This is a genomic window from Acinetobacter sp. TR3 (assembly GCF_027105055.1).
In the GTDB taxonomy this organism is placed as follows: domain Bacteria; phylum Pseudomonadota; class Gammaproteobacteria; order Pseudomonadales; family Moraxellaceae; genus Acinetobacter.
This window is the reverse complement of sequence record NZ_CP114264.1, coordinates 2,439,353-2,463,850: the sequence shown is the minus strand read 5'-3', so window position 1 is coordinate 2,463,850 and position 24,498 is coordinate 2,439,353. Positions and strand designations below refer to the sequence as shown.

Here is a 24,498-nt window from a genome sequence, read left to right as displayed (position 1 = left end):
AATTACTCAATGAAAACATTGTTCTGGCGTAGTTTAGTTGTGATTTTTATCATTTTAGGAATCATTGGAGCAATTTTACCAGGCATGCCAACCACTGTATTTTTAATTCTTGCAGCATGGGCTGCATCGAAAGGATGGCCTGAAATGGATGCTTGGCTCTTGAATCATCCTAAATACGGACCAACCTTACGCAATTGGCGTGAAAATGGGACAGTACCGCGTAAAGCAAAATGGATAGCCAGTATTATGATGCTAATCAGCGGTGTTTTAATGCTGTTTACCAAGGCACCATTCCTTGTCAAAATTTTTACAGATCTCACTATGCTTATTGTTGCTGTGTGGTTGTGGTTAAGACCCGAGCCTGAGCGAGGATAAACAAAGCAACGCTTTGTCCGAGCGCAAGACGAGAACTATGTTCGAGTAAATGCATTAAGAAAAGTAACACTCTTGCGGAATATATTCCTGATACGCAAGATGATAACCTTAAGAAAAGCAATCCTTGGGGCTGAGAATTGATTAAAGTGCCACTTTTTGCTGATCTAAAACAGCATGTTTGACCTTATTATGCTGTTTTGTTTTTTATATTTAAAATCAATCAACAATCAAAACTACCGAAAAATACAAGAAAAAGCTTTTGGTCTATGTTGAAATAACTGTGTTCTATCATCTGTTGAGATAAAAATGACTTATACCCTTGATCAGGCAGACATCGTCATAGATTTAGCACAACAAATTCTACGTTTGCCAAAGCACAATAAATTTTATGTGATCTCTTCCGGCAAGAATGGTATTGGCGAGCAAGAGAATAGCGGTAAGACGCCAAGAGGTTGGCATCAAGTCGCACAAAAGATTGGGGCAGATCTAAAGAAAAATACGGTATTTATTGCACGTCAGTCGACAGGGGAAGTGTATAACCAACAACTCGCACAGCAATTTCCACAACGTGATTGGATTTTGTCACGAATTTTATGGTTGGATGGTTTAGAAGATGGATTCAATCATGGAAATGGTTGCGATACATTTAAACGATATATCTATATTCATGGCACGCCTGATACAGAACCGATGGGCATTCCGATGTCACATGGCTGTATTCGGATGAAGAATGATGAGATTATTGAGTTATTTGAGCTGATTTCTGAGCAGGCATTGGTTTATATTTCAGAACATACTTTAGAAAATGAAGGATGAAAATATGAATAAGTGCTTAAATAAAATACGAAAATCTTGATTTTTTCAATGAATTACTTATTTTTTAATCATTCGTACGCTTTTTTCAGAAAAGAATGGCAAAAGCGTTTGACAGGCTGTAAAGATTCTCTATAATGCACCTCACAAACGATGAAGACGTTAAGGGCGCTTAGCTCAGTTGGTAGAGCGTCTGCCTTACAAGCAGAATGTCGGCGGTTCGATCCCGTCAGCGCCCACCAAGCCTTTACGTTAAAACTCAAGTGCAGCGGTAGTTCAGTTGGTTAGAATATCGGCCTGTCACGCCGAGGGTCGCGGGTTCGAGCCCCGTCCGCTGCGCCACTTAAGTTTTAATATCGTTTTACCCTATAATTGCAAAATTATTGTGCAGCGGTAGTTCAGTTGGTTAGAATATCGGCCTGTCACGCCGAGGGTCGCGGGTTCGAGCCCCGTCCGCTGCGCCACTTTAAGATTGCAAGAATAGATAGAGTTAAGTAAATTAGAGTCTAGATTCTTTGATACTTAAACAATATTTAAAGCATTGCTTTAAATTTGTTACCTCGCTCAGGGCGCTTAGCTCAGTTGGTAGAGCGTCTGCCTTACAAGCAGAATGTCGGCGGTTCGATCCCGTCAGCGCCCACCATAGTTAGTGACATATACTTCTTAATAGAAGTAAGTAGTGCAGCGGTAGTTCAGTTGGTTAGAATATCGGCCTGTCACGCCGAGGGTCGCGGGTTCGAGCCCCGTCCGCTGCGCCATTCTCTTGATTCCCTGTTCAAGAGGGTGATAATGTAAGACACTACGCACTCCGTTTGTCTTGCGTCATAAAAATTGATATTCAATCAATTTTTATTCCTCAGGGCGCTTAGCTCAGTTGGTAGAGCGTCTGCCTTACAAGCAGAATGTCGGCGGTTCGATCCCGTCAGCGCCCACCATAATTTCTCTTCTAGTTTAAATCCTTGTAATTTATATAGAATTATCTTATTATTGGAGTCAATAATGATTCTAATATTGAATATTTTATGAAAAATCCATATCAACGCAAGGCTGCGTCGAAATCACAAACAATAAATTCTAGTTCCTCACCAAAAGATATTTATCGTCAATTTATTCAAAATATTATTATACAACGGCAAGTTATTGCGCTTTATCATGATGGGTGGGCCTTATGTTCAACCCCATCTGGTCAACACGCATTATCGATTTGGCAAAATAAAGGTTTGGCAAAATTACTGATTAAAGATAATTGGGCTAAATACGAGATTCAGGAAGTGTCACTTTGGGTTTTTATTGAAAAGATGATTCCTTTTTTAAAAGAAAATAATACGATTCTATCTTTAGACCTTACCCCAGAGGGTAACAATCTATTGGTTTCACCTGATACTTTTTTATTGGATATTAAAAACTTTCTTTACCAAATTTATTTACAACGACCAGATGTATTTGCTGAGTTAAAGTTACCCTTGCCTAGAGATATTCGTCTACACAATTAAATGAGATAAATTGATTGGGAGACAACCCCAATCAATATTCATTCAGAAGCCAACCGCTGGCGTAAGCAAAGTATTCTCTCAACCATGCATTATAGCGTGTCGTCACTGGTGTTGTTGCGCCAAGCATAATGATATTACGATAACCTTGTTTCTTTGCAATGGCGGCAGCGCGTAATGTGTGGAAATCGCTGGTTACAATCGCAATCGCTTGCTGAATGTTAATCTGCTGTGCCTGTAATAAGGGTTGGCTATTTCTAAGATTTAGCTCAGTACTCGTGCTTTTATCTTCCAAGATGATCTGTGAGGCAGGAATATGATAGTGCTGCTGTACATAACGTGACATGACAATCGCTTCACTATCAGTTTCACCAAAATCAATACCACCTGTCATGACTAATTTGGCATAAGGTTGTGCTAAAGCTACAGGGGCAGCACGGTCTAAGCGTTTCGCCAATGTTGCAGAAGGTTGTCCATTTTGAACACCACTGCCTAATACAATAATGGCTTTAACCGTAGGGATATTTTGAGTTTTGGTATTATTGTCTGAAATGTAATTAAAGAAATAGCCTAAGCTGACGACCCAAATCCAGAAACACAACCAGCCGAAGCGCCAAATCGAATGCAGACGGAAATGATAGAAGAAGAAACGCTCGATATGATAATAGAAATAAGCATAGAGGCAAAAAAATAGCCCAAGTAGTAGCGGTAGTACTGTCCCAATATGAATCTTTTTAAAGGCGATCAGAATAGCGCCATCTAAGAGTAGAACTGAACCGATAAGGGCTAAAACAAGACGAACCCATGAACTTATTTGCATAATCTTAATTGTAGTCAATTTGAATCGTGCTCAGTGTATGCAAAATTCTAAGAAAGGCAAATTCCTTATGGTTTGATGAAAAAAACGAGTGCCGATGCACTCGTTTTTTAATACTAACACTTAAGTTGGATTAATAAACGTCTCGACGATAACGTCCAGCCTGCCTGAGTTGATTCATTTTTTCTTCGCTGAGAATATCTGTCAAAGCTTGATCGACTCCTGAAGCCATGCCTTCGATGCTGCCACAGACATAAATCACCGCACCTTGCTCAATCCATTTGATCAATTCATCAGCATTGCTTCGCAAAATATCTTGTACATAGATGCGTTGTTCTTGATCACGAGAAAAGGCGAGGTCTAAACGTTGTAGTGTGCCCATATTTAGCCAAGCTTGGATGGTCTCTTGATAAAAGAAATCATGTTCACGTTGGCGTTCGCCAAAGATAAGCCAGTTTGCCGTATAGTTTTGTCGATTACGTTGCTGTAATAAACTCATCAAACCTGCAATTCCTGTGCCGTTACCGATACAGATAATTGGACGGTTATCGTCAATCAGATGGAAAGATTCGTTAGTGCGAATCCGTAAGGAAATAGAGTCTTTGAGTTGTGAAAATTCAGTTAACCAGCCTGAACCTAAACCTAATTGAGCATTCTCATCACGCTTTTGACGTACTACCAGTCGCAGGCATTGCTGTGCTGGAATACTTGCAATTGAATATTCACGTGTTGGTAGTGCGGGTAATTGCTTGAGTAATTCTTCTAGGTTGCTAAAAGCATTGAGATCAACTCTTAAATTTTTATCCCAAAGTGCCTGTTCAATGTTTTGATTCAATGACTCAACAATTGTTTGGGATGAGATTTTGTATTTAATCAAAAAGTTTTGAATCTCTTTAACACTGTTCCCTGATTGAATCTCGGCAATATCTCCTGCATGCCAAGTGATATCATGAGGAGCTGTTAACTCAATATGATAAGCAGCTTCTCCTAAGCTATTTGGATTTAGAATATGGCGTTGGCTTAATGTCCATTGATCAAACACTTTGTCGATATTCATGGCATTAAGTTCATGCTTGGTCACATTAGATAATGCTTGATTCCAACGCTGAATATCATTGGTGTTGGCATTATCTACTTCGATTAAATCGAATAATGGTTGTGCATTGCTTTGTTTTAACCATTTATCTACTGCATAGCCGAAGCTGCAATAACTATCAGGATATTCTTTAGATCCGAGTGCTAAGACTGCATATTGTATTTGACTTAGGTCAAGGTGCTGCTGCATCAGTTTTTTACTGAAACTTGTTGCTAAGTCGGGTGCTTCGCCTGTTCCATAGGTACTGATGAGTAATAAAACTTGTTGTGCTTGTTGTAGGTCTTGTTCAGTCAGTTGCTGAATTGGTTTTACGGTCGTTGGTTGTTGTGCTTCTTGTAAGCTCGTTGCTGTAAGCCAAGCGAGTTGTTCTGCTACACCTGTTTGCGATGCATAAGTAATCAACCAAGGCTTGGTATTTGGATCAATTTGCTGTGGATTGAGTGATTGACGTGCAGCAAGGGTTAATTTTTTTTGCTTACGTCGTTTAAGATAAAGCATCCAACCTGTTATAAAAAATAAAGGCATTGCCAATGAAGCCAACATCGCAATAAATTGATAAGTTGAACCAAAAAAACTACCTCGATGTACAGGCAGCATACTGCTCATGATTTTTTCATTGAGTTTTTTCTGTTCATACAGTTCAAATTTTTCGAATTTATTATCTTGATAGTTATAGATCGCTTGGTTACGCGCACGTTCATGTTGTGGCGTTGCATCGACAAAAGAGAGTTCAACTTTGGCATCATCATGCTTTGGAATATTTAAGGTGAGGCTTGAATATTCACGCCCAATTTGTGCATTTACACCGTTCCATGTTTGGGTCAGGATGGTGTTGAGCTGCTGCTTTTGCAGTTCGGGTTGTTTATTTTTGCCATGTTCATTATTTTGTTGATTCCGTTGCGGTTGTTCTACGCCCATGACGTTGAACATGCCTGCACGCCACCAATCATAAGACCAGTATAAGCCCGTACATGCGAATAATAAGTAGAACATAACCATCCATGTTCCAACGACAGCATGTAAGTCCCAAATAAAATTGCGACCTTTGAGTTTAGGTTTAATAAAAAACCATTGTTTAAAGGAGTGTTTCTTTGGAAAGCGCAGATAGATGCCACTCAATACAAAGAAAATCAGCATCAACGTTGATGCGCCAGTAATTTGTGCCCCAAATTCACCTGCAGTCAAATTACGATGTAAACGCTGAATAAATTGCAGCGTATCACGCCCCTTAATGTCAGGTAATACTTCTGCTGTGTATGGATTAACCATCATGTTATAACCACGGCGAGCACCTTCTTTTTTAATATTGACGGTTGAAGATATTGTCGGATCTGATGCAATCGTAATGCTATTTATTGCAATCTCAGGCTGTTGTCGATTGAAATGTTGATACAGTTGGGCAGGGGTGAGTTTAGGCGTTTGAGCGACTTTAACAACATAGCTGTCTTGATTCAGCCACTTTAAAATTTGTTGATCATAAGAATAGATTGCACCCGTTACTCCCATTAAAGAAAGTATAAGCCCCACAGTAATCCCTAAAAACCAATGGATTTGGAAGAAAACTTTTTTAAACATGGTCAGAAAATAAGAAGAAAAGGAGATTCATTTAAAAATTATAACTGAACAATAGGGCGATAATATGTATGTTGTGGGGAATATTGATTATTATTATCATTAAATTAATACGGTTAAAAAAACCTCTCATCAAGAGAGGTCTTTGTATGAATAATGGGTTAGATTGATTTAGCTGCGCCTACCGTTTCATTTAAATGTTTGCGTATGGTTGTGAACGGGAAATTCTTTGAGTCCATACGTTTTGGTAAAATATATGCACCTTGTTGTTCTTCACCTTTTGGTGTTTTTACCTTGAAATTCACCAAAATAAAATCAGGAGAACTGTACCATTCGTAAATGTCTTTCCAACCAATCGTTGCGGTGCCTTCTTGAAGTCCCATCTTTTGGCGCATCACAATACCATGTGGTTGCACACCTAAACGAATTCCTTTAATTTCTTGAACAGGGAACTCATTCATTTTACGTTTTACGTACCATTCAAGACCAAATTTTTTTACAAGATAAAAGAGGATCACACCGATCATCACGATCCAACATAGGACGGTTGAATAAGTCGAATAATATTTAATGAGTCCTGCTGAAACCAATGAAAGCACCACAAGTGCAATCATAATCATCCATGCTTTTTTACTGAATTTATTGGTACTACGCCAAATCATCAGTTGAGCTTGACGTTGTTCAACTTCAGAAACTTCGTAAGGAACAGGTTGTAGCGTATAAGCGTATAGCGTTTTGGCGGTCATAGTTTAAAAAATAAGTTTAGAACTGGGTTAAGTTTAACACCAATTGGCACTCAAAGATATTATGCCAATGGCTGATACATTAGAGAGATGCAAACTCAGTGCCATCTTCATTTGGTTCATGGCTTAAACTCTGTTTGAGCATACTTAAACGAGTTAAAATACTCAGCATGAGCGAAAGTTGTTGCAAAATGATCAAGGATTTTTGATTGTTTTCATCATTGCGATTTAAATGCTCTCGTATAGTTTGCATCATATTTTGTGCTGATAAATCAGGGACTTCATCTCTGAGGAGCGCACCTTGGATATCATCCAATGCTTGATCGAGCAGTGTTAAAATCTCTTGATCTTGAATTTGTTCACGATGAGCGCCTAGTGCAGCGATATAACTTAAAAAAGTATGACTTAAACAGAGGAATTCAAACGCTAGGGTTTTCTGCGTAGATTCAATATTTGGTTCTGTGGCAAGTGTGGAAATGAGAGAAGCAACTTCTGCATCAGTATTGTGCGCAGCGCGCCGAACTACACGATAATTTAATGCATTATTACGACCTTGATGATATTGCTCAATTACTTCTGCTAAGTAGGTACATTGGGCTTGTAAAGAACGTTGGATCGAGCGAGGTAGCCTACGGAATTTCCAATCGGGCCATATGAAACTGACCCCAAACCATGCCAAGGCACAGCCGATCAAGGTATCAATAAAGCGTGGGAATCCTGCCGCAAATGCAGAACCATCTAGATTAAAGTTAATTAAAGCGAGAATCGTAATAAAAGCTGTTGCTTGAGCATACTGTTTACTACGAAGCTCTAAAAATAATACGCCACTGAGAACTAACATCACCAGTTGCCCTTCAACCGATGGAATAAAATAGATGATGGTTAGCCCCACAATAATGCCTATCAACGTTCCGACAATTCGCAAATATAAGCGGCGTTTGGTGGCATTAAAGTTAGGTTGGCAAACAAACAATGCTGTGAGCAAAATCCAGTAACCGTAAGCAATATGGGTTACTTGAATAAAGACATAACCAATAAACAAGACGATTGAAAGTCTAACTGCATGGCGAAATAGCACAGACTCAGGGGTTAAATGTTGTTTAACACGGACTAGAATATCATTCCAACCTTTTAGGTCATCATCTTTTAATTGATTTTCTGCTTGTTTTGCATTGATTAATTTTAGATTTCTTTCCGTTTCTAAATTCTGTAATTGTGCATCAATCGATTTAAGATTTTGATAGAGTGCAAATAATGCATTGATGCGGACTTGATCATAAAGTCCATCTTCTCTTAATTTTTCTAAGGAAACTCTTAAATTTTCAAAGCTGTGTTTAAAGCGTTTGTTATGCACATAAGGGGTACGGCTTAAAATTGATTGAGCTAAATCCTGACAGGCTTTACCCTGAATCGTGAGAATACGTTGAAAACGGAATAAGATATCACTGTGTTGAAATACTTTTGCCAGCTTTTGATAATCAATATGCGCGGAGTCTGCACGTTCATGAATATCTTGTGCAACGAAATAGTATTGTAGACTGCGACGTGTATCTTTCTGGCCGCGGTCACCTTTTAAACGGGTTAACAGTGACATTCGCATATCATTAAAAATCGCCACCAATTTGCCATTTTCTAATGCAATATCAATCATACTTTGTTGATAACTGGATGGAGTCATGTCCACATCAAATAAGTTTGATTTAGCAAATAAAAAACTACCTAAAGCATTATAGGATGCATAAAGTTGGTCTTGTACTTTTCGTACAGGGAAAAGCAAGAAACTGATTGTTGAAAGTAATCCATACCAAGCGGCTCCTAAAACTAAGAATGCTGGTTGTAAATACCATTGTTCAAATAAGTGTACACCGAGCATGGTATAGACAGAAATCACTAAACATCCGTAAGCGATGGTCGCATAACGCCGCCCCAAAGAGCCTAATAAAATCCAACCAATACATGAAACAATGAGTCCAATTGCAAAGACAATTGGATAAGGAAATAACAATTGAACCGATGCAGCTGTGATAAAAAATCCAATATAGGTATAAATCTGGTTCTGAATACGGACAGAAAAGCGATCATCAATATCACTAATTGCTGCGGCAACAACGCCTAAAGTCAGTGGAATCGTCGCAAGTTGAAAATTTAAAAGATAAGGAACGAATGCTGTTCCTGCGAAAGCAATCAGCATACGCACGTTATACATTAACGTGGTGTTATAAGTAGTTTGTTTTAAACGTGCGAGCCAAGGATTCAATGGTTGTCCTTTTATATTCGGCAATCAATTTATGGTCATGCCTGTTAACATTTTCAGGTATCAGTAGACTCTAATATTATGCACAAATATGGTGAGGATGCTAAGCTTAGAAAAATAAATAAACTTGAAAAGTAGAGGATTATGCAGGTAGAACAATCGAATCAGCGTCAGTATTCAACAGCATGGATTTTGTTACTTGCTTTGTTGACAGCACTTGGTCCATTGTCAATTGATATGTATTTACCCGCATTGCCCCAAATGGCAAATGAGTTTGGGGTAAGTACCCAAATGATTGCAAATACATTACCTGCTTACTTTTTTGGTTTAGCCATAGGTCAATTAATTTATGGACCTGTGAGTGATCGTATTGGACGTAAACCCCCCTTATATTTTGGGCTTAGCCTTTATGTGATTGCAAGTTTGGCTTGTGCGTTTACAACAAATGAATGGGCTTTGATTGCTGCACGAATTTTTCAGGCTTTAGGTGGCTGTGTAGGGGTGGTGATTGCAAGAGCAGCTATACGTGATCGCTTAGACATGCAAGGTTCAGCTCAAGCCTTTTCAAGCATGATGATCGTAATGGGGCTTGCGCCTATTCTAGCCCCGATGTTTGGTGCATGGATTCTGACATTTTTCCCATGGCAGGCTATTTTTCTGACGCTGGCAATGATTGGTGTGATCTGCTGGTTATGTATACATTTCTTCTTTAAAGAATCATTACCTATTGAACGCCGTTTAAAATTATCGACTCATCAAGTCACCACACTTTATGCTGCAATTCTAAAAGATGACAGCTTCAGAGTGCCAATGTTTGCAGGTTGTTTAACTGGCGCAGCATTATTTTGTTATATCAGCTCTGCTTCAGCCGTTTTTATGGGGCAGTACGGACTGTCTCAGCAACAGTTTTCTTATGCATTTGCATTTAATGCAGCTGGGATTATGTTGATGTCTTCAATCAATAAGCACTTAAATACTCGAATGGGTATTTTTCAGCGGTTACGATTAGGTGGTTCGATTCAATGCTTTGGAGCAGTTGTTGTCATCAGTGCAGGGCTGATGGCGAATGCACCATTGTGGTTATTAATGTCTGGTCTTTTTTTAGTTGTGTCTGGTATTGGATTAACTGGTCCTAATGCAATGGCTTTGGCGATGTCTAAGCAGGGTGCGCGTGCTGGAACTGCGAGTGCGATTATGGGGAGTATGCAGTTTGCATGTGGTTTGTTGGGTGGCGTAATTTTAAATTTCTTGTTATGGAAAGCGAGCCTCAATATGGGCATTATGATGTTTATGTTTACTAGCGCAGGTTTGTTTGCAATTTTAAAAGTTGGAAAACAACTACAAAACAGTACCTCTGCATAGAGATACTGTTATTTAAACAATTTACTGGTCTAAAAATACTGTAAAGTTTTCAACGGGTTCGCGGGGAGTAATGAAGGTATTGACGATATGATCAGGATCAGCATATCCCAAGGCAATTGTACAAACCAACTCTTCATTTTCTGGAGCACCCAAAACATCTAAAACGATGGGGTGAAAATGATTCCATGCGGCTTGTGGGCAAGTATCTAAACCACGTGCTTTTGCCGCAATCATTACATTTTGGATCATCATGGAAATATCCATTTTTGAACCAATTCCCATTGCTTTATTGACTGTAAAATAAAGTGCGACAGGCGCATCAAACAATTGATAGTTACGCAATTGTTGCGCAGCCATTTTTTCTTTTTCGCCTTTTTGAATACCTAGCAAACCATATAGTCCCCAGCCATTTTCACGACGACGATCAATAAATGGTGAAATCCATGTTTCAGGGTAGTAGGCGAAAGTTTCTTGATATTCTTCAGCGAGTTCTGGTTGTTGAAAAAGTGCTTGTTGAGCAGCACAAACTCGCTCAATCATCTCGGCGCGTTTTTGGCCTGTTACCACATAGACTTTCCATGGTTGAGTATTCGTACCTGATGGCGCACGAGCGGCAACATTTAAAATATCTTTGATTGTCTCTGTTGCAACTGGCGTATCTAAAAATGCACGTACAGAATGACGGGTTGTAATCGCATCATCCACATAGCGGATTTGTTCCATGTTCATCTTAAGGTTCCTAAGCTTATTGCTCTTTCTCATGTGGTGAGACTATAAAGTAATAAGATAGATTTGAGGATGGATTTTTAGTCGTAGATTGAGATTTGATTAAAAAATAGTCGAGTAAAGATTAACGAGATGAGATTATCCATAAAATTTTTAATTTGTTATGTTTATGTGAAAAAGAAATATATTTGTAACACAATGAAATAGAAATAGTATTTATTGATACACGCTGAAATCGTTATGATGATTGGAATAAAAAAATACACACAATAATCTAAATTTATGCATAATACGCCCTTTTTAAAAATTGATTAGGCTTTTCTGACCAAGAAGGTGAGGGAAGTTTTCTATGATAAGCATATTTATTTACCCAATTTTATGCTTATGGAAAATGTTGAAATATACACGAATACAGGAGCTTCTCATGAGTTTACCTCTCATCCGTAAGCCGTTCATAGTTCAGGGATTGGCGTTTACCATTGCTGTCTTCATGATGAACAATGCGCAGGCTGCTAGCGAACAAGAACAAATTCAACAACTTCGAGATGAAGTAAAAGAATTAAGAGCTTTATTGGAACAATATGTTCCACAGTCAAAACAAAAAAATGAGATGCCTCAACAAGCTACACAAACATCTGTGGCTGCGCAGAACCAAAACATGCCGAAGCATACGGAAGCATCTTCTCAACCATCAGCTTTAAGTTTTAATTCTGCTTCAGGCGCACAAGTTCAGTTATATGGTTTTTTACGTGGTGATGCATCGTATCAAGCCAAAGGCGGCGATGGCATTTTCAACCGAATCAATAAAGTTGATCTTGAGGGAAATGAAAAAAATAGTGATCGTTTTTATAGCACTGCGACGGTGACACGATTAGGTCTCGACTTTAAAGCACCCATTCAAGAAGCGGATGTTGGTGGGAAATTAGAAGTTGATTTTCGTGGTGGTAGTAGTAACGATACGATTCGTATTCGTCATGCGTATATAACTTTAAACAATTGGTTATTTGGTCAAACCACATCTACGTTCTTGGCGACAGATTTACAGCCAGAAATGATTGATTTCAATTCTCCTCTAGGGGTCGGTACTTATCGTACTCCGATGGTTCGCTATAGCGGAAAATTTAATCCAGACATCAGTTATATGCTTGCTTTAGAAAAAGGCAATGACGACAACCGAGTGCCAGCTTTAACCTCTAAGTTAAAATATGATTTTGAAGATGGCAAAGGAACAATGTCTGCTCGTGTGTTAGTGACAGAGGCACGTAGTAAGGCAAATTATGATCAAAATAATAAACAATTGAGTGCTGATGATGCTGATTTGGGTTGGGGAATTGCGGTAGGAAGCAAGTATAAATTTACGGATTCATTACAGGCGATGATTGATTATTCGCATGTGAAAGGTGATAGTAAGTTTTTGCTCTATACCAATAATGCTTTTAATGTAAATCCCAATAGTTTTGAGTTGAATCTGAATGAGTTTGATGCACTCACCGTTGGTACAACTTATCAAGTTAGCCCTAAATTACGTAGTACTTTAGCGTATGGTGCAATGTTTGCAAAAGATAATAATCAATTTGCACAACAAGCATTTGCGGATACAACGCAGAACAAAACCTTACAACAAGGTTGGTGGAACATCATGTATTCACCAGTTACTCCGATTACGTTTGGTTTGGAGTATATCTATGGTGAACGTAAAACTTTTAATGGTCTAAAAGGTAAGGATAACCGCGTAGGCGCAATGGCTCGCTACAACTTCTAGCCTAATCCTATAAACGTAATCATCCGTGCAAACCAATCGCTTCATTTGGTTGAGTTCTTACAAAGAACTGTATGCTTTTTATTAAGTTGATTGAGTTTTCACTCATTTTGAGAGTTACTATTTTATTAGCTACACGATGGAAAAACCGTCTAAAAGACTAATAAAATAAACGGAAGAAGATATGGAATTTACTTTTAATGGTTTTTATACCCTGATTTCAGCCGTCATTGTGCTGCTGTTAGGGCGTTTTCTTGTCAATCAAATTGATTTCTTGCGTCGTTACAATATTCCTGAACCTGTAGCTGGTGGCTTGGTTGCAGCTGTTGTTTCGTTATTGGTACATTCAATGTGGAGTTATAGCATTGTTTTTAGTAGCCAATTACAAACGAGTTTTATGCTGATTTTCTTTGCTTCAATTGGTTTGAGTGCCAATTTTATGAAGTTAAAAGAAGGTGGACTAGGACTGGTTATTTTTCTAGTCTGTGTTGCTTCGTTTATCGTGATTCAAAATGCTGTCGGTATGAGCCTCGCAACTCTTTTAGGTATTGATCCTTTGGTCGGGTTGATTGCAGGTTCAATTACTTTAACAGGTGGACACGGTACAGCAGGGGCATGGGGTGAAATTCTTGAAAGCCAACATGGAATTCAGGGTGCATTAGCGCTAGGTATGGCAAGTGCAACTTTTGGTTTGATCATTGGCGGCATCATTGGTGGGCCACTTGCAAAATTATTAATCAATCGTTATAGCCTCGCTCAAGAACAATCATCCACTGCGATTAAGAATCGTGATACCCATTTAGATCAACACCCTGACGAACTCGCACCATTTGAAAATCCACATCAAGTGCGTTTAATCACGGCCGATAATGCGATTACCACATTGGGTATGTTTGCGGCGTGTCTAGCATTTGCTGAGTTTATGACAGGTTATAGCAAAGGCACATGGTTTGAGTTACCAACCTTTGTATGGGCATTGGGTGGTGGTGTCATCCTGCGTAATATTTTAGAAAGCGTATTAAAAGTTGATATTTTTGATCGTGCAATCGATGTGTTTGGTAATGCATCTTTGTCACTTTATTTAGCGATGGCATTGTTGTCATTAAAGTTGTGGCAATTAGCCGATTTGGCTGGCCCGCTGGTTGTAATTTTGGGTGCGCAAACCATTACCATGGCGTTGTATGCAGCATTTATTACTTTCCGTGTCATGGGCAAAAATTATGATGCAGCAGTTCTTGCTGCTGGTCACTGTGGTTTCGGTATGGGAGCAACGCCAACAGCTGTTGCTAACATGCAAGCAATTACCAACATGTATGGACCATCACATAAAGCATTTTTAATTGTTCCGCTTTGTGGTGCGTTCTTTGTTGATTTAATTAATGCAACAGTAATTCAATTAATTTTGAAATTCTTTGCCTAAGTCGGATCAAAAGCCCCATGTGGGGCTTTTTTGGTTCATCCATTGTTATCGTATATGTACGGGCGTACATAAAATATTTAAAAGCGAATAAGTGATGAATGAAAAATTAAATGACACCCTGATGGCTTGGGTAAATTTTTTTAATGATCCTTTATGGGACTTTCTGGTCATTTTTCTACTGGCAGTAGGGATTTTCTATACTGTTGCAACGAAAGCAGTACAGATTAGATTGTTCTTTCATAGTATCAAAGTCATGAAAGGCAGCCGTAAAGAATGTGTGGACGAGCATGGGATCACACCGTTTCAGGCATTTGTTACAGGACTGGCAAGTCGTGTAGGGGTGGGTAATGTTGCTGGTGTTGCGATTGCGATTGCGATAGGCGGTCCAGGTGCGGTGTTTTGGATGTGGTTTACTGCATTCTTAGGTATGAGTTCTGCATTTGTGGAGTCATCGCTTGCACAGTTATTTAAGGTGCGAGATCATCAAAATAAACTATTCCGTGGTGGACCTGCGTATTACATTACTCAAGGTTTAAAACAAAAATGGTTAGGGATTGTTTTCGCGCTTTCCCTCATTTTAGCTTATGGGTTTGTGTTTAATGCTGTTCAGGCGAATGCGATTATTGGTGCAACTTCTCATGCGTGGGGATGGGATAAAGCCAATCTAACTTTAGGTTTGGGTGGTTTAGATCTAGAAATCTCATGGGTTGGCATTGGATTAGTGATAATGACAGCGTTGATTATTTTTGGTGGTATTAAACGTATCGCAAAAGTTGCTGAAGGTATCGTGCCATTCATGGCATTACTTTACATTATCGTGGCTTTGTACATCGCCATCATCAATCTACCAATGTTGCCAGGAATCTTTAAACTTATTTTCACAAAAGCTTTTGAGTTTGAAGCAGCAGCTGGAGGTTTCTTCGGTGCTATGATTTCTATGGCAATGATGATGGGGATTAAACGTGGTTTGTTCTCAAATGAGGCAGGTATGGGTTCAGCACCAAATGCTGCTGCTGCATCAGATGTAAAACATCCAGTAAACCAAGGTTTAGTGCAAATGCTAGGTGTCTTTGTAGATACCTTCGTTGTGTGTTCATGTACTGCGATTATCATTATGGTGTCAGGCATGTATCACGAAGCTGGTTTTGAGGGTGTAACCTTAACGCAAAAAGCGCTTGAGAGTCAGATTGGCAGTTGGGGTGGTGGTTTCCTCGCTATTATTCTGTTCTTATTTGCCTTTACCTCGATTATTGGTAACTATGCATACGCGGAAAGTAACGTGCAGTTCATCAATAACAATCCTAAAATTATGCTTGTTTTCCGTATTTTAGTATTGGTTATGGTGTACTTCGGTGCAATCACTAGCGTTCCATTGGTTTGGTCTATGGCAGATTTATCGATGGGATTGATGGCGACCATTAACTTGGTTGCAATTCTATTGCTGACTCCGATAGCATTGATTTTATTGAAGGATTATATCTCTCAGCTTAAAAAAGGGATTAAAGAGCCTGAATTTAAGATTGATAATTATCCAGAATTGAAGAAGAAAGTAGATTCTGATATCTGGTAAGCTATTGAATTGATGAAGGCTTACTTCACTAAATTAAAGCTCCTTTCGAGGGGCTTTTTTTATGAATATATTGTGGATATATACATAAAAATTGATACAGCATTTCACCAATAATGGCGTTAAAATTAAAAGATAGAACCACGTAGATATGGCAAGACAGCATATGAAACAGCTTAAATTATTGACGCTTGGACTTTCAATGGTGATTTTGGCGGGTTGTCAAACGACTTCGCATTTAAAACCTTTAATTGAAGATGCCCAAGTACAAGCAGTTGTTCAGCCTTTTGCACATATTAAACAACAAGAAAAAAGACCTGTTGTTGCGTTAGTACTTGGCAGTGGTGGGGCACGTGGATATGCTCATATCGGCGTACTTGAAGTGTTGGAACAGCAAGGTATTCGCCCTGATTTTATTGTAGGTACAAGTGCAGGCAGTATTGTAGGTTCAATTTATGCAAGTGGTAAATCCGCAGCAGAGTTGAGAGATATTGCACTTAAACTTAAGGCTACCGATGTAAGAGAAGTGAATGTTAGTTTAAAAGGTTTCTTTGATGGTAAAAAAGTTGAGGACTATGTGAATGAGCAAGTCCAAAACATTCCTTTACAGAAGTTAAAAATCCCGATGTATGTGGTTGCAACGGAACTAAAAGACGGCACCAAAACTGTATTCAATTATGGTAATACAGGCCAAGCAGTACGCGCATCTGCTTCGATTCCGAGTATGTTTGTACCAACCAAGATCCGTAATGTGGAATATGTTGATGGTGGCCTAGTCAGTCCCGTTCCTGTACAGGTTGCACGGGATTTAGGCGCAGATGTGGTGATTGCAGTGGATATTTTGGCACAACCTATTCATACCGAAACCAGTAATGTTTGGGGGCTATTCAACCAAAATATCAACATTATGCAAGGACGTTTAGCTGAAGAAGAATTGAAAAATGCAGATATTGTCATTCAGCCTGATCTACGTGAAAAAGTGCATATCTTTGATATCAAAGGTCGTGAAATGACCATGCAGGCGGGTGTTGATGCAGCAAAAGAAAAATTGGCTCACATTCAATGGGTAATTAAAAGCAAAACAAAGCAAGTTGATTTAAATCAACAGGATTTAGCTTTGAAAATGAGTAGCCTTGAGTCATAGTTTCCGCAAAATATTAAATTAAGGATAGACAACGATAAGATTTAAGTTCGTCTATCCAGTCGATGTTAATTAAACAAATTGTAAATACGATACAAAAAGCTATCAAAAAATTGAGAAAACAGGTAAATAACTACCATTCATTAAACTTTTTTATCAGACAAATTTAAGTTTGAAATTATAGGATGACGTTCTAACGTCAATAGCAACAATACAAGGATTGTTAAACGCGATGTTTAAATCTTTTTTTCCTAACCCACGCTTGTTCTTTATTTCAGTCGTTGTGTGGTTAGCTCTGAATATGCTGCTGTGGTATACAGGTGGTCATAGTTGGGGTGAATATCTTGGTTTTCCTAAAGGTTATGCTGATGCTGAACTTTCGGTCGGGGTTAGCCGTTTTTGGGAATCTTCATCACTCTGGTTCTATTTGTGGTTTATAGTTGCTACAGGGTTATTTGCAGGGTTCTGGCGGTTTTTTTCTGATAACAAGTGGCAAAACTGGTCAATATTGGGATCTGCATTCATATTGTTTAATATCTGGTTTGCAGTACAGGTGAGTGTTGCTGTCAATGCTTGGTATGTTCCATTCTGGGATTTGATTCAGAGAATGTTGACCAATGGTGGTGGGAATATTGCTGATTTATATAGAGAATCAATGGTGTTTCTATATATTGCAATGGTTGCAATTACTCTTGCCGTCGTAAATTCTTTTTTTACCAGTCATTATGTATTCCGTTGGCGGACAGCAATGAATGAATATTATACTGAACACTGGCAGCAGTTACGTCATGTAGAAGGGGCAGCGCAACGTGTGCAGGAAGATACCATGCGGTTTGCTACGATTGTGGAAGATTTAGGGGTTGAGTTTGTAAAGTCTGTGATGACACTGATTGCTTTTTTACCCTTATTATTTCAGCTTTCAAAACATGTTCCTGTGATTCCATTGGTTGGAGAGTTACAATATTCTTTGGTCTGGGCTGCCATTACATGGGCAATCTTCGGTACAGTTTTACTCATGGTGGTAGGTGTTAAATTACCAGGACTACAGTTTAATAATCAAAAGGTTGAAGCAGCATATCGTAAAGAATTAGTTTATGGTGAAGATCATGCTGATCGTGCACAACCTGCAACGTTAAAAGAGCTTTTTGGACGTGTTCGCAAAAACTATTTTCGATTATATTTTCACTATACGTATTTTAATTTAACAGCCTCATGGTATGGTCAACTCGATGTGCTCTATAGTTTAGTCGTCTTATTTCCTGCAATTGCGGGGGGATTATTAACACTCGGTTTAATTAATCAGATTCGTGGTGTCTTTATACAAGTTGGGACATCTTTCCAGTATCTTGTTAGTTCATGGAAAACGATTATTGAACTGTTATCGATTCGAAAACGTTTAAAAGCGTTTGAATCTATTCTTGATAAAGATTAAGTCATTCATTAATAAAAAAGCCTGCACATAGCAGGTTTTTTTATGCCCATCTTTTTATTAATGGGTCGTATTGTAGAAATTTAGAATCGTTCCAACCACGTGTTGTTGTGATTTGTCTAAAGTGACTTTGATTTCTCTAAAGTTAAACGTGTCTTCATCCTGATATTTAGCAATGCCATGTGTTCTGTTATTCAGCTTAAGAATTTGATAACTAAAGAATGCGACTTGTTTTGAAGGGTGTACGATCTTCAGTAATTTAAGCGGATCTTGATAACCGCCGTATTCATATTCCAAACTTTGTTTTAAAAGATGCGGAAAATAAAGCGTCGCGTTTGGCATGCCGCAACCTACACAAAATGATGAATCATAAAGCTGAATTGCTTGTTTTTGATTTTGACTCATAATTAAGGCAGATCCAGTACCATTCGCTCCTGCACTTGCTTGAATATCTTTCCAGTCTTTGGGTACTAAAACGATACCAATTTCAGGGATAGCCAATAATTTAAGATGTTTCGCTTGTATGGCATCCAGTTTAAAGTCGAAATGGCAGCTTTTCGCTGAACATTGTTTAAAATCTTTTAATAAACCATTTTCCACAGGGTTGAGTGCAGTTACCCCGTAAAAAGGCACTCGAACATCATTTGCAAAAGAAACTTCACCGAGAGGGTAAATTTGATTTTCTGCTTTTCGTTCTTTTGCACTATTTGAAAACTGAGGGAAATTTGCTTTAAATACCGTAATTTCAGCATGAGTGGCTGAGGAGAACATACTCATTAAAATCGTGGGAAATAAAATTGTTCTTTTCATTTTTAAATTTGACCAAACTCAGTTTGCTTTAAGCTAGTATCTTCTGCAATAAAATGACATATGACAAGTGTAGGTCAGCCCTTTAAACTGTTTTCAAGTTTGATAATAAATATGAGTAATACAGGATGATACCAGTAAAGAATATAGTTTCAGTTTGCTGCTTTATGGCACTCAGTTCTACTAGCTTCGCACAAGAGATCAAAGGCATTTCATTTTCACACCAAGACTGGGAAATTTATTGTAGCAATACGGGGACATGTCGTGCCGCTGGTTATCAAAATGAAGACGGGCAAAATGAACCTGCATCGGTGTTATTAACGCGCAAAGCTGGAGCAAAGCAAACAGTCAGTGCCGAGTTCGCGCTTGCAAATTTTGAGCAAGAATCACTGCCAGCAGCTAAACTCCAAAATATTCATTTTTATGTGAATGGAAAAGATTTCGGGCAAGTCTCTTTTGATGGCACTGAGTTCCCAATCATGGGGAAACTTTCTACAAATCAGGTAAATGGCTTATTGCAACAAGCCAAACAAAAGACAGATATTGTCTTTAAAAATTCAAATGTCGAATGGCAAATCTCTGATGCAGGTATGACAGCTAGTTTATTGAAAATGGATGATTTTCAAAAGCGAGTTGGTACGGTTGGGGCATTGATTAAAAAAGGCAATGCTGATGAATCTAAGGTTCTAGCTGCTCAACCTAAACTGGTTGTGAAAAAGGTGAAAACAGCCGATAAACCTTATCTAACCTTACAGCCTAAAACGAAACAGTATCAATCTGTATATCAACGTTTGATGGCAGCACAACCTATCCCCAAAGAGGAGGGATTCTGTGAGGGCATCTATAATGGTGATGGAACAGAATCGCAACCAATCGAGCTTTATAAACTAAGTAACAATAAAGTATTGGCGATGACATTATGTTGGCGAGCAGCCTATAACGAGGGCTATGGTGCGTGGGTACTCGATCAATCATTAACAGGAAAAGCGACTTTGGTGACGGAACATGCCTCTGACTTTGGTTCAGGGATGATGAGTAGTGCACAAAAAGGTCGTGGCATAGGAGATTGTTGGTCGAGTGATGAATGGGTGTGGGATGGTCAGAAATTTGTACACACCAAAGATATGTGGACAGGCATGTGTAAAGGGCTTGCCGCAGGCGGGGTTTGGGAACTGGATCGGATTGAAGCAGTTGTAAAATAGCATTTTGAATATATAAAAATAGCCTAAGGAAATATCATGCTGAATAATAAAATTCATTTACGTGGGCTGATTTTAACAGTTTCATTCAGTTGTTTTAGTTCCTCAATTTTTGCTGCGCCATTGCAGATATTAGAGTTTAAAAAAGGGCAACTCGGCCAAACGGAACAGACACAGCTATGTGAACAGATGAAAGACTTATGTCAGCAGCGTGCGCAATGGCGTAGTTTAAAAGCTACTGACCAAAGCTTATGGTTATTGTCAGATGGAAATGTTGCTCAATTTGGCATCTCGACCACTGGATTTAAATTGTTGCAACAGTGGCATATTCAATTATCTCCTGTGGATGAAATGGCAAGATCGGGGCAATATGTTTTTCCTAAGCTATTCCCTATGGATCAAAATCGTTATGCGATTGCCGTGATTGGTACCTTTTCAGAAATGTATTCGGGTGGTGGTGCAGGAATTGAACGTGCTAGTTTTTATGAATTAAAGGATTCAGGGCAGACACATCGCTTTATTGAAAATTATCCTTTTAGTTTTAATCGTATGATTCGAGCGTGTTTTTCAGAACAAGATTATGAAAGTTCTAAAGGCAAGTGCCATGATGAAGATCGTTTGAGCCTAGATATTCGTCCGATCAAGCCGATGCTTTGGCAATTCCGTTACCGCTATAGTCTAGATGTGTCACCTGCGTCAGATTCAGGGGAGAAATCATTTAAGGGTAGTCGAAATCTGAATATTGATCTAAACAAAGCACCGAAGCAGCCAAATATTCCTGCAAATTGGGATTATCAAGGACAGGGTTAAGTTCGAGTTTTACATTTTGCCTAAGTTTTCAGGCGTTGGGCTTACGCAATTTACAGCGTCATAACAGATGATTTGCATAGTGCGTGGTACAAAGAGACAGATTGCGTTTTGGAACTGTGCTCATGTCTCCTGTTTATATTTTTTCTCGCCGTAAATTTTCTCATTTGAGTCGTTTTGTGATCATGGCTGCGGCTGTGTTGGGGACAACGCAAATAGCTATAGCAGGTCCAACGGTTGATCAATTGAGTGACTGCTTGGTGAAAGCCACGACCGCTGCGGATAAGACCACAGTTTTGCAATGGACTTTTAGTGCTTTGGCTGCACATCCTGATTTAAAGTCTTTTAGTAATGTTACGCCTGAGCAAAAGAACCAGTTAGATCAGAAATTGGCACAGGTTTTACAACGTGTGATTGTGGAGCAGTGTTCGACGCAGACCAAAGCAGTGATTCAGGCTGAAGGAATTCAAGCAGTTGGACAGGCTTTTCAACAGTTAGGTCAGAGTGCGGGTGAGGATATTGTCAAAGACCCAGCGGTCAGACAGCAGTTGCAAGGTACTTTACGTTATATTGATTTAAATAAATTAGTGACGACTTTTTTAACACCTGATATTTGGAATAAGTTGGGTGTGTTAAGAGGGGAGTAGTTTTAAACGCTCCTTTTGGAAAAAAGCGTTTAGGCAGAGCAATTACATCAAATCGGGATAAAAATTTTCATATTCAGGATTGTGTTCTGGTGTCACTTTTAAATTGCCTTGATAGCCTTTAATAAAACTATGAATTTCTTTTCTCGGTTGTTCATGCCAAGACAAATTAAAAGCACATAAGGTATCTTTACGTTTAAAAAATTGCAGATGGCTATAGGGTAAATGGTTATGAATCCAATAGGCGATTTGTTTCCAATTGGCGGTATCTTTTTCAATGAGTTCAATAAGCGATGGAATGACAATACACGCTGTTGCGCCATAACCCTGTTCATTAGGATAATCCCAAATGTGGCTTGCATAGTTACTTTGGTTATTACCACAGTTATGCTTATGGTCATTGCCTAATTGATTGACGGTAGGAGAGCGATAGGCGGAACGAATTTCAAGCCGTCCAAATTTTGTTTGTAAAGGCTCAAGGAGCTGCTCGCAGAGTTGTGTACCTGTACGAATCGCAATATCAGGGTGTTCGGGAAAGTTTTGTATGCCATACCAGTTGGCGATTTCACTATAGAGGAAATCACGCATAAACAAGGTTTTGGATAGGCGGACACGTCCGAGTTCTTCAAGTTTGTCGATGGAGCTTACTTTTTTGATGGTCATATTGTTTTTGGTGTGAAGTATTTGAAAAGGCTTTAGATTCTCTCTCATTTAAAAAGTGAGAATCTTATAACTATGTCTATAAAAGTAAATTAAATTTTCCAAATTTCTTTTGCATTTTCATATAAGAAAGATGCTCGATATTCTATAGTTTGCTCATTCCATTCATCTTCTGATAGATATTGGTTTATTGTTTCAAGTCCTGCAGCATATGTGTTCAAGCCTTTTTTATCAGCTTTACCTGCACGTTTAATTCTCCAATTCGCATCTCTGATTGTTGAGTTCAATGCTTGTGTAATAATAGCTAAATTTCCTAAAGTGAGCAGTTTTCGATTGCGATTGATTTTGTCTTCGTGTGTGGAAAGTTTATCCCAGTTGTTTTCCCATTTTTTTGGCATTAAATGTTCTAAGCTATATTTGCTAATCCCTAACAGTTGAGTCGATTGTAAACTTCTATTGCGGATTTTAGATTCTATAAAATATAGAATTCCAGCAGCTTGTTTGTTAACTAAACAAGAACTATTAAAACCTTGTTTTAGTTCTTCATCTGAAGGTAAAAAATTTACTTTGTCTGCTTGCTTTTCTAAATGCTCTAAAAACTGCTTTTTAGATAAAATCTCGTTATTTATTAATCTGTCTGTAAAAAATTGATTATAATTTTTTGTATTAGCATGAACAACCATTCGTCGTAAAATGTATGTTTCAATAAAATCAAACAGCTCATTTCGATCAGTATCATTCGGTACATTTTTCAAAATGTAGAGGGTATAAGGGATTAGGGTAGATGTATCCAAACCAAAAATTATAGCATTAATTCTTTCAATGCCTGATTGGGCTGTAAGCTCATTTTCAATGGTACTGAAATCAAAATTCTCTTGAAAGATTAAGGCATACTCTTTAATTTCGTTAAGAATGCCATTTTTGTCATTACCTAGATAGGTCTGGATAATCTTTTTGTAAGATTCGAATAAATTTTCAACTTTTGAAAATTCTATTTTATCCTCAGTTTTTATATTTAGCGCTTTGTCTTGAATTTTTATTTGTAAATAAGAAAAGAAAAATAAGTCAATGAAAGCTCTTTTAATGCGTCCAGTTGTTATTTCTCTGTCCCAATATTGCTTCGTTTCTTCGTTTTTTTCGAAAATGTTTTTCCAATAAACTTCATAAGTTGAGATCTCATTACGGTTGAAAAAATAGTTCTTCAGAAGTTCGGCAGTCGTTAATGTAACGCCTAATGAATTAATGGTATCAAAGATTTGTTGCTCATCTTCATTTTCACTAAGATCAATGCCTACAAATAAAATTTTGGAAAGAATGTTGTTGATGTTTAATTTTTCAGGTTTTATATTTTCTTTGAAATAATGGTAGGCATTTGTGATGTTGTCGCAACCTTTAAGATTTTCTAATTCAATTAAATTCATTATTTTTTCATAAGTATCAATATCATTATGATTATGCTGAATAGCAATCAAATCTCTTAACTTAAACATTCGATTAAATTCATAATCATCTTTAGTTTTGAGTGCTAATACTTTGAAAAAGATTGAAAGAGTAGTTAATCTTTGTTGTCCATCAATTAGAGTTCGTTGGTCACCAACTTTATTTCCTGTGGTAGTTGGTTGTTGTTTAAGGATTACAGAGCCTAAAAAATATGGTTTGTTTGATTGACTGATGTTTTCCATATCTTCCAAGAGTCTTTCCTATTGAGTTTTATCCCAAACGTAAGAGCGCTGAAAAAAAGGAATTTCTAAGATTCTGTTTCCATTAAAAATATCGTTAATAGTTCTTTTGCCCGCATCCATATTTTTCTCTAATAA

At 38.2% G+C, this 24,498-nt stretch carries 20 protein-coding genes and 6 tRNA genes; 18 read left to right on the top strand and 8 right to left on the bottom strand.

All coding sequences use genetic code 11. The features are described from left to right. Window positions 1–9 precede the first annotated feature (9 nt). The 9 genes from O1449_RS11625 to O1449_RS11585 all read left to right on the top strand — a co-directional run bounded on the left by O1449_RS11625 (window position 10) and on the right by O1449_RS11585 (window position 2,681). Entirely contained in the window at window positions 10–375 is a 366-nt protein-coding gene (locus O1449_RS11625) for a YbaN family protein (RefSeq protein ID WP_269238399.1), read from the top strand. A gap of 306 nt (window positions 376–681) precedes the next feature. Continuing rightward, window positions 682–1,191: a cell wall-recycling L,D-carboxypeptidase ElsL gene (gene elsL, locus O1449_RS11620; RefSeq protein WP_269238398.1), complete on the top strand. Its 510-nt coding sequence runs from the start codon at window positions 682–684 to the stop codon at window positions 1,189–1,191. Between the two features lie 163 nt (window positions 1,192–1,354). Beyond that, window positions 1,355–1,430: transfer RNA gene (locus O1449_RS11615), tRNA-Val, on the top strand. Window positions 1,431–1,453: 23 nt separating this feature from the next. Next, a tRNA-Asp gene (locus tag O1449_RS11610) sits at window positions 1,454–1,530 on the top strand. A 45-nt stretch (window positions 1,531–1,575) separates the two neighbouring features. Continuing rightward, window positions 1,576–1,652, top strand: a tRNA-Asp gene (locus O1449_RS11605). Between the two features lie 103 nt (window positions 1,653–1,755). Continuing rightward, a tRNA-Val gene (locus tag O1449_RS11600) sits at window positions 1,756–1,831 on the top strand. A gap of 38 nt (window positions 1,832–1,869) precedes the next feature. Beyond that, window positions 1,870–1,946: transfer RNA gene (locus tag O1449_RS11595), tRNA-Asp, on the top strand. A 101-nt stretch (window positions 1,947–2,047) separates the two neighbouring features. Continuing rightward, window positions 2,048–2,123 (top strand) — tRNA-Val (locus O1449_RS11590). 87 nt (window positions 2,124–2,210) lie between these two features. Next, a complete protein-coding gene (locus O1449_RS11585; protein ID WP_269238397.1) occupies window positions 2,211–2,681 on the top strand; it encodes a DUF2750 domain-containing protein in 471 nt (156 codons plus the stop codon). Between the two features lie 31 nt (window positions 2,682–2,712). On the opposite strand, the gene O1449_RS11580 is transcribed toward O1449_RS11585, so the two are convergent. The 4 genes from O1449_RS11580 to yccS form a co-directional block, all read right to left on the bottom strand. Beyond that, window positions 2,713–3,498: a YdcF family protein gene (locus O1449_RS11580; protein WP_269238396.1), complete on the bottom strand. Its 786-nt coding sequence runs from the start codon at window positions 3,496–3,498 to the stop codon at window positions 2,713–2,715. A 130-nt stretch (window positions 3,499–3,628) separates the two neighbouring features. Continuing rightward, window positions 3,629–6,166, bottom strand: coding sequence for a sulfite reductase flavoprotein subunit alpha (locus O1449_RS11575; protein ID WP_269238395.1), 2,538 nt, complete (start codon window positions 6,164–6,166; stop codon window positions 3,629–3,631). Window positions 6,167–6,324: 158 nt separating this feature from the next. Continuing rightward, window positions 6,325–6,909 (bottom strand): YcxB family protein, encoded by a 585-nt coding sequence (locus O1449_RS11570; RefSeq protein ID WP_269238394.1) that lies wholly within the window; start codon window positions 6,907–6,909, stop codon window positions 6,325–6,327. A 79-nt stretch (window positions 6,910–6,988) separates the two neighbouring features. After that, the gene (gene yccS / locus O1449_RS11565; protein WP_269238393.1) at window positions 6,989–9,163 is read right to left on the bottom strand and encodes a YccS family putative transporter; all 2,175 of its coding nucleotides are present in this window, start codon (window positions 9,161–9,163) and stop codon (window positions 6,989–6,991) included. A gap of 141 nt (window positions 9,164–9,304) precedes the next feature. Here yccS and O1449_RS11560 point away from each other — a divergent pair, with 141 nt between their 5' ends. Beyond that, window positions 9,305–10,522, top strand: coding sequence for a multidrug effflux MFS transporter (locus O1449_RS11560; RefSeq protein WP_269238392.1), 1,218 nt, complete (start codon window positions 9,305–9,307; stop codon window positions 10,520–10,522). Between the two features lie 21 nt (window positions 10,523–10,543). On the opposite strand, the gene O1449_RS11555 is transcribed toward O1449_RS11560, so the two are convergent. Continuing rightward, window positions 10,544–11,251, bottom strand: coding sequence for a nitroreductase (locus O1449_RS11555; protein WP_269238391.1), 708 nt, complete (start codon window positions 11,249–11,251; stop codon window positions 10,544–10,546). Window positions 11,252–11,672: 421 nt separating this feature from the next. Here O1449_RS11555 and O1449_RS11550 point away from each other — a divergent pair, with 421 nt between their 5' ends. From O1449_RS11550 to sbmA, 5 genes are all read left to right on the top strand, one after another. Continuing rightward, window positions 11,673–13,010 (top strand): DcaP family trimeric outer membrane transporter, encoded by a 1,338-nt coding sequence (locus O1449_RS11550; RefSeq protein WP_269238390.1) that lies wholly within the window; start codon window positions 11,673–11,675, stop codon window positions 13,008–13,010. Window positions 13,011–13,191: 181 nt separating this feature from the next. Beyond that, a complete protein-coding gene (gltS, locus tag O1449_RS11545; protein WP_269238389.1) occupies window positions 13,192–14,427 on the top strand; it encodes a sodium/glutamate symporter in 1,236 nt (411 codons plus the stop codon). 94 nt (window positions 14,428–14,521) lie between these two features. After that, window positions 14,522–15,997 carry an alanine/glycine:cation symporter family protein gene (locus tag O1449_RS11540; RefSeq protein WP_269228566.1) on the top strand — a complete coding sequence of 492 codons (1,476 nt, stop codon included), beginning with the start codon at window positions 14,522–14,524 and terminating at the stop codon, window positions 15,995–15,997. A gap of 163 nt (window positions 15,998–16,160) precedes the next feature. Then, window positions 16,161–17,138 (top strand): patatin-like phospholipase family protein, encoded by a 978-nt coding sequence (locus O1449_RS11535; protein ID WP_269239710.1) that lies wholly within the window; start codon window positions 16,161–16,163, stop codon window positions 17,136–17,138. Between the two features lie 229 nt (window positions 17,139–17,367). Then, entirely contained in the window at window positions 17,368–18,567 is a 1,200-nt protein-coding gene (gene sbmA, locus O1449_RS11530) for a peptide antibiotic transporter SbmA (RefSeq protein WP_269228564.1), read from the top strand. A 57-nt stretch (window positions 18,568–18,624) separates the two neighbouring features. Here sbmA and O1449_RS11525 read toward each other — a convergent pair whose 3' ends face one another. Then, a complete protein-coding gene (locus tag O1449_RS11525) occupies window positions 18,625–19,374 on the bottom strand; it encodes a DUF4850 domain-containing protein (protein ID WP_269238388.1) in 750 nt (249 codons plus the stop codon). Window positions 19,375–19,499: 125 nt separating this feature from the next. On the opposite strand from O1449_RS11525, the gene O1449_RS11520 reads away from it, so the two are divergent. The 3 genes from O1449_RS11520 (at window position 19,500) to O1449_RS11510 (ending at window position 22,024) form a co-directional block, all read left to right on the top strand. Next, entirely contained in the window at window positions 19,500–20,573 is a 1,074-nt protein-coding gene (locus tag O1449_RS11520) for a DUF1176 domain-containing protein (RefSeq protein WP_269238387.1), read from the top strand. A gap of 36 nt (window positions 20,574–20,609) precedes the next feature. Then, a complete protein-coding gene (locus O1449_RS11515) occupies window positions 20,610–21,380 on the top strand; it encodes a hypothetical protein (protein ID WP_269238386.1) in 771 nt (256 codons plus the stop codon). A gap of 122 nt (window positions 21,381–21,502) precedes the next feature. After that, the gene (locus O1449_RS11510) at window positions 21,503–22,024 is read left to right on the top strand and encodes a hypothetical protein (RefSeq protein WP_269238385.1); all 522 of its coding nucleotides are present in this window, start codon (window positions 21,503–21,505) and stop codon (window positions 22,022–22,024) included. Between the two features lie 42 nt (window positions 22,025–22,066). On the opposite strand, the gene O1449_RS11505 is transcribed toward O1449_RS11510, so the two are convergent. Together O1449_RS11505 and O1449_RS11500 are read right to left on the bottom strand one after the other, a co-directional pair. Further along, the gene (locus O1449_RS11505) at window positions 22,067–22,684 is read right to left on the bottom strand and encodes a hypothetical protein (RefSeq protein WP_269238384.1); all 618 of its coding nucleotides are present in this window, start codon (window positions 22,682–22,684) and stop codon (window positions 22,067–22,069) included. 89 nt (window positions 22,685–22,773) lie between these two features. Then, complete coding sequence (locus O1449_RS11500) at window positions 22,774–24,363, bottom strand: DUF262 domain-containing protein (RefSeq protein WP_269239709.1); 1,590 nt, start codon at window positions 24,361–24,363, stop codon at window positions 22,774–22,776. Window positions 24,364–24,498: the final 135 nt, after the last annotated feature.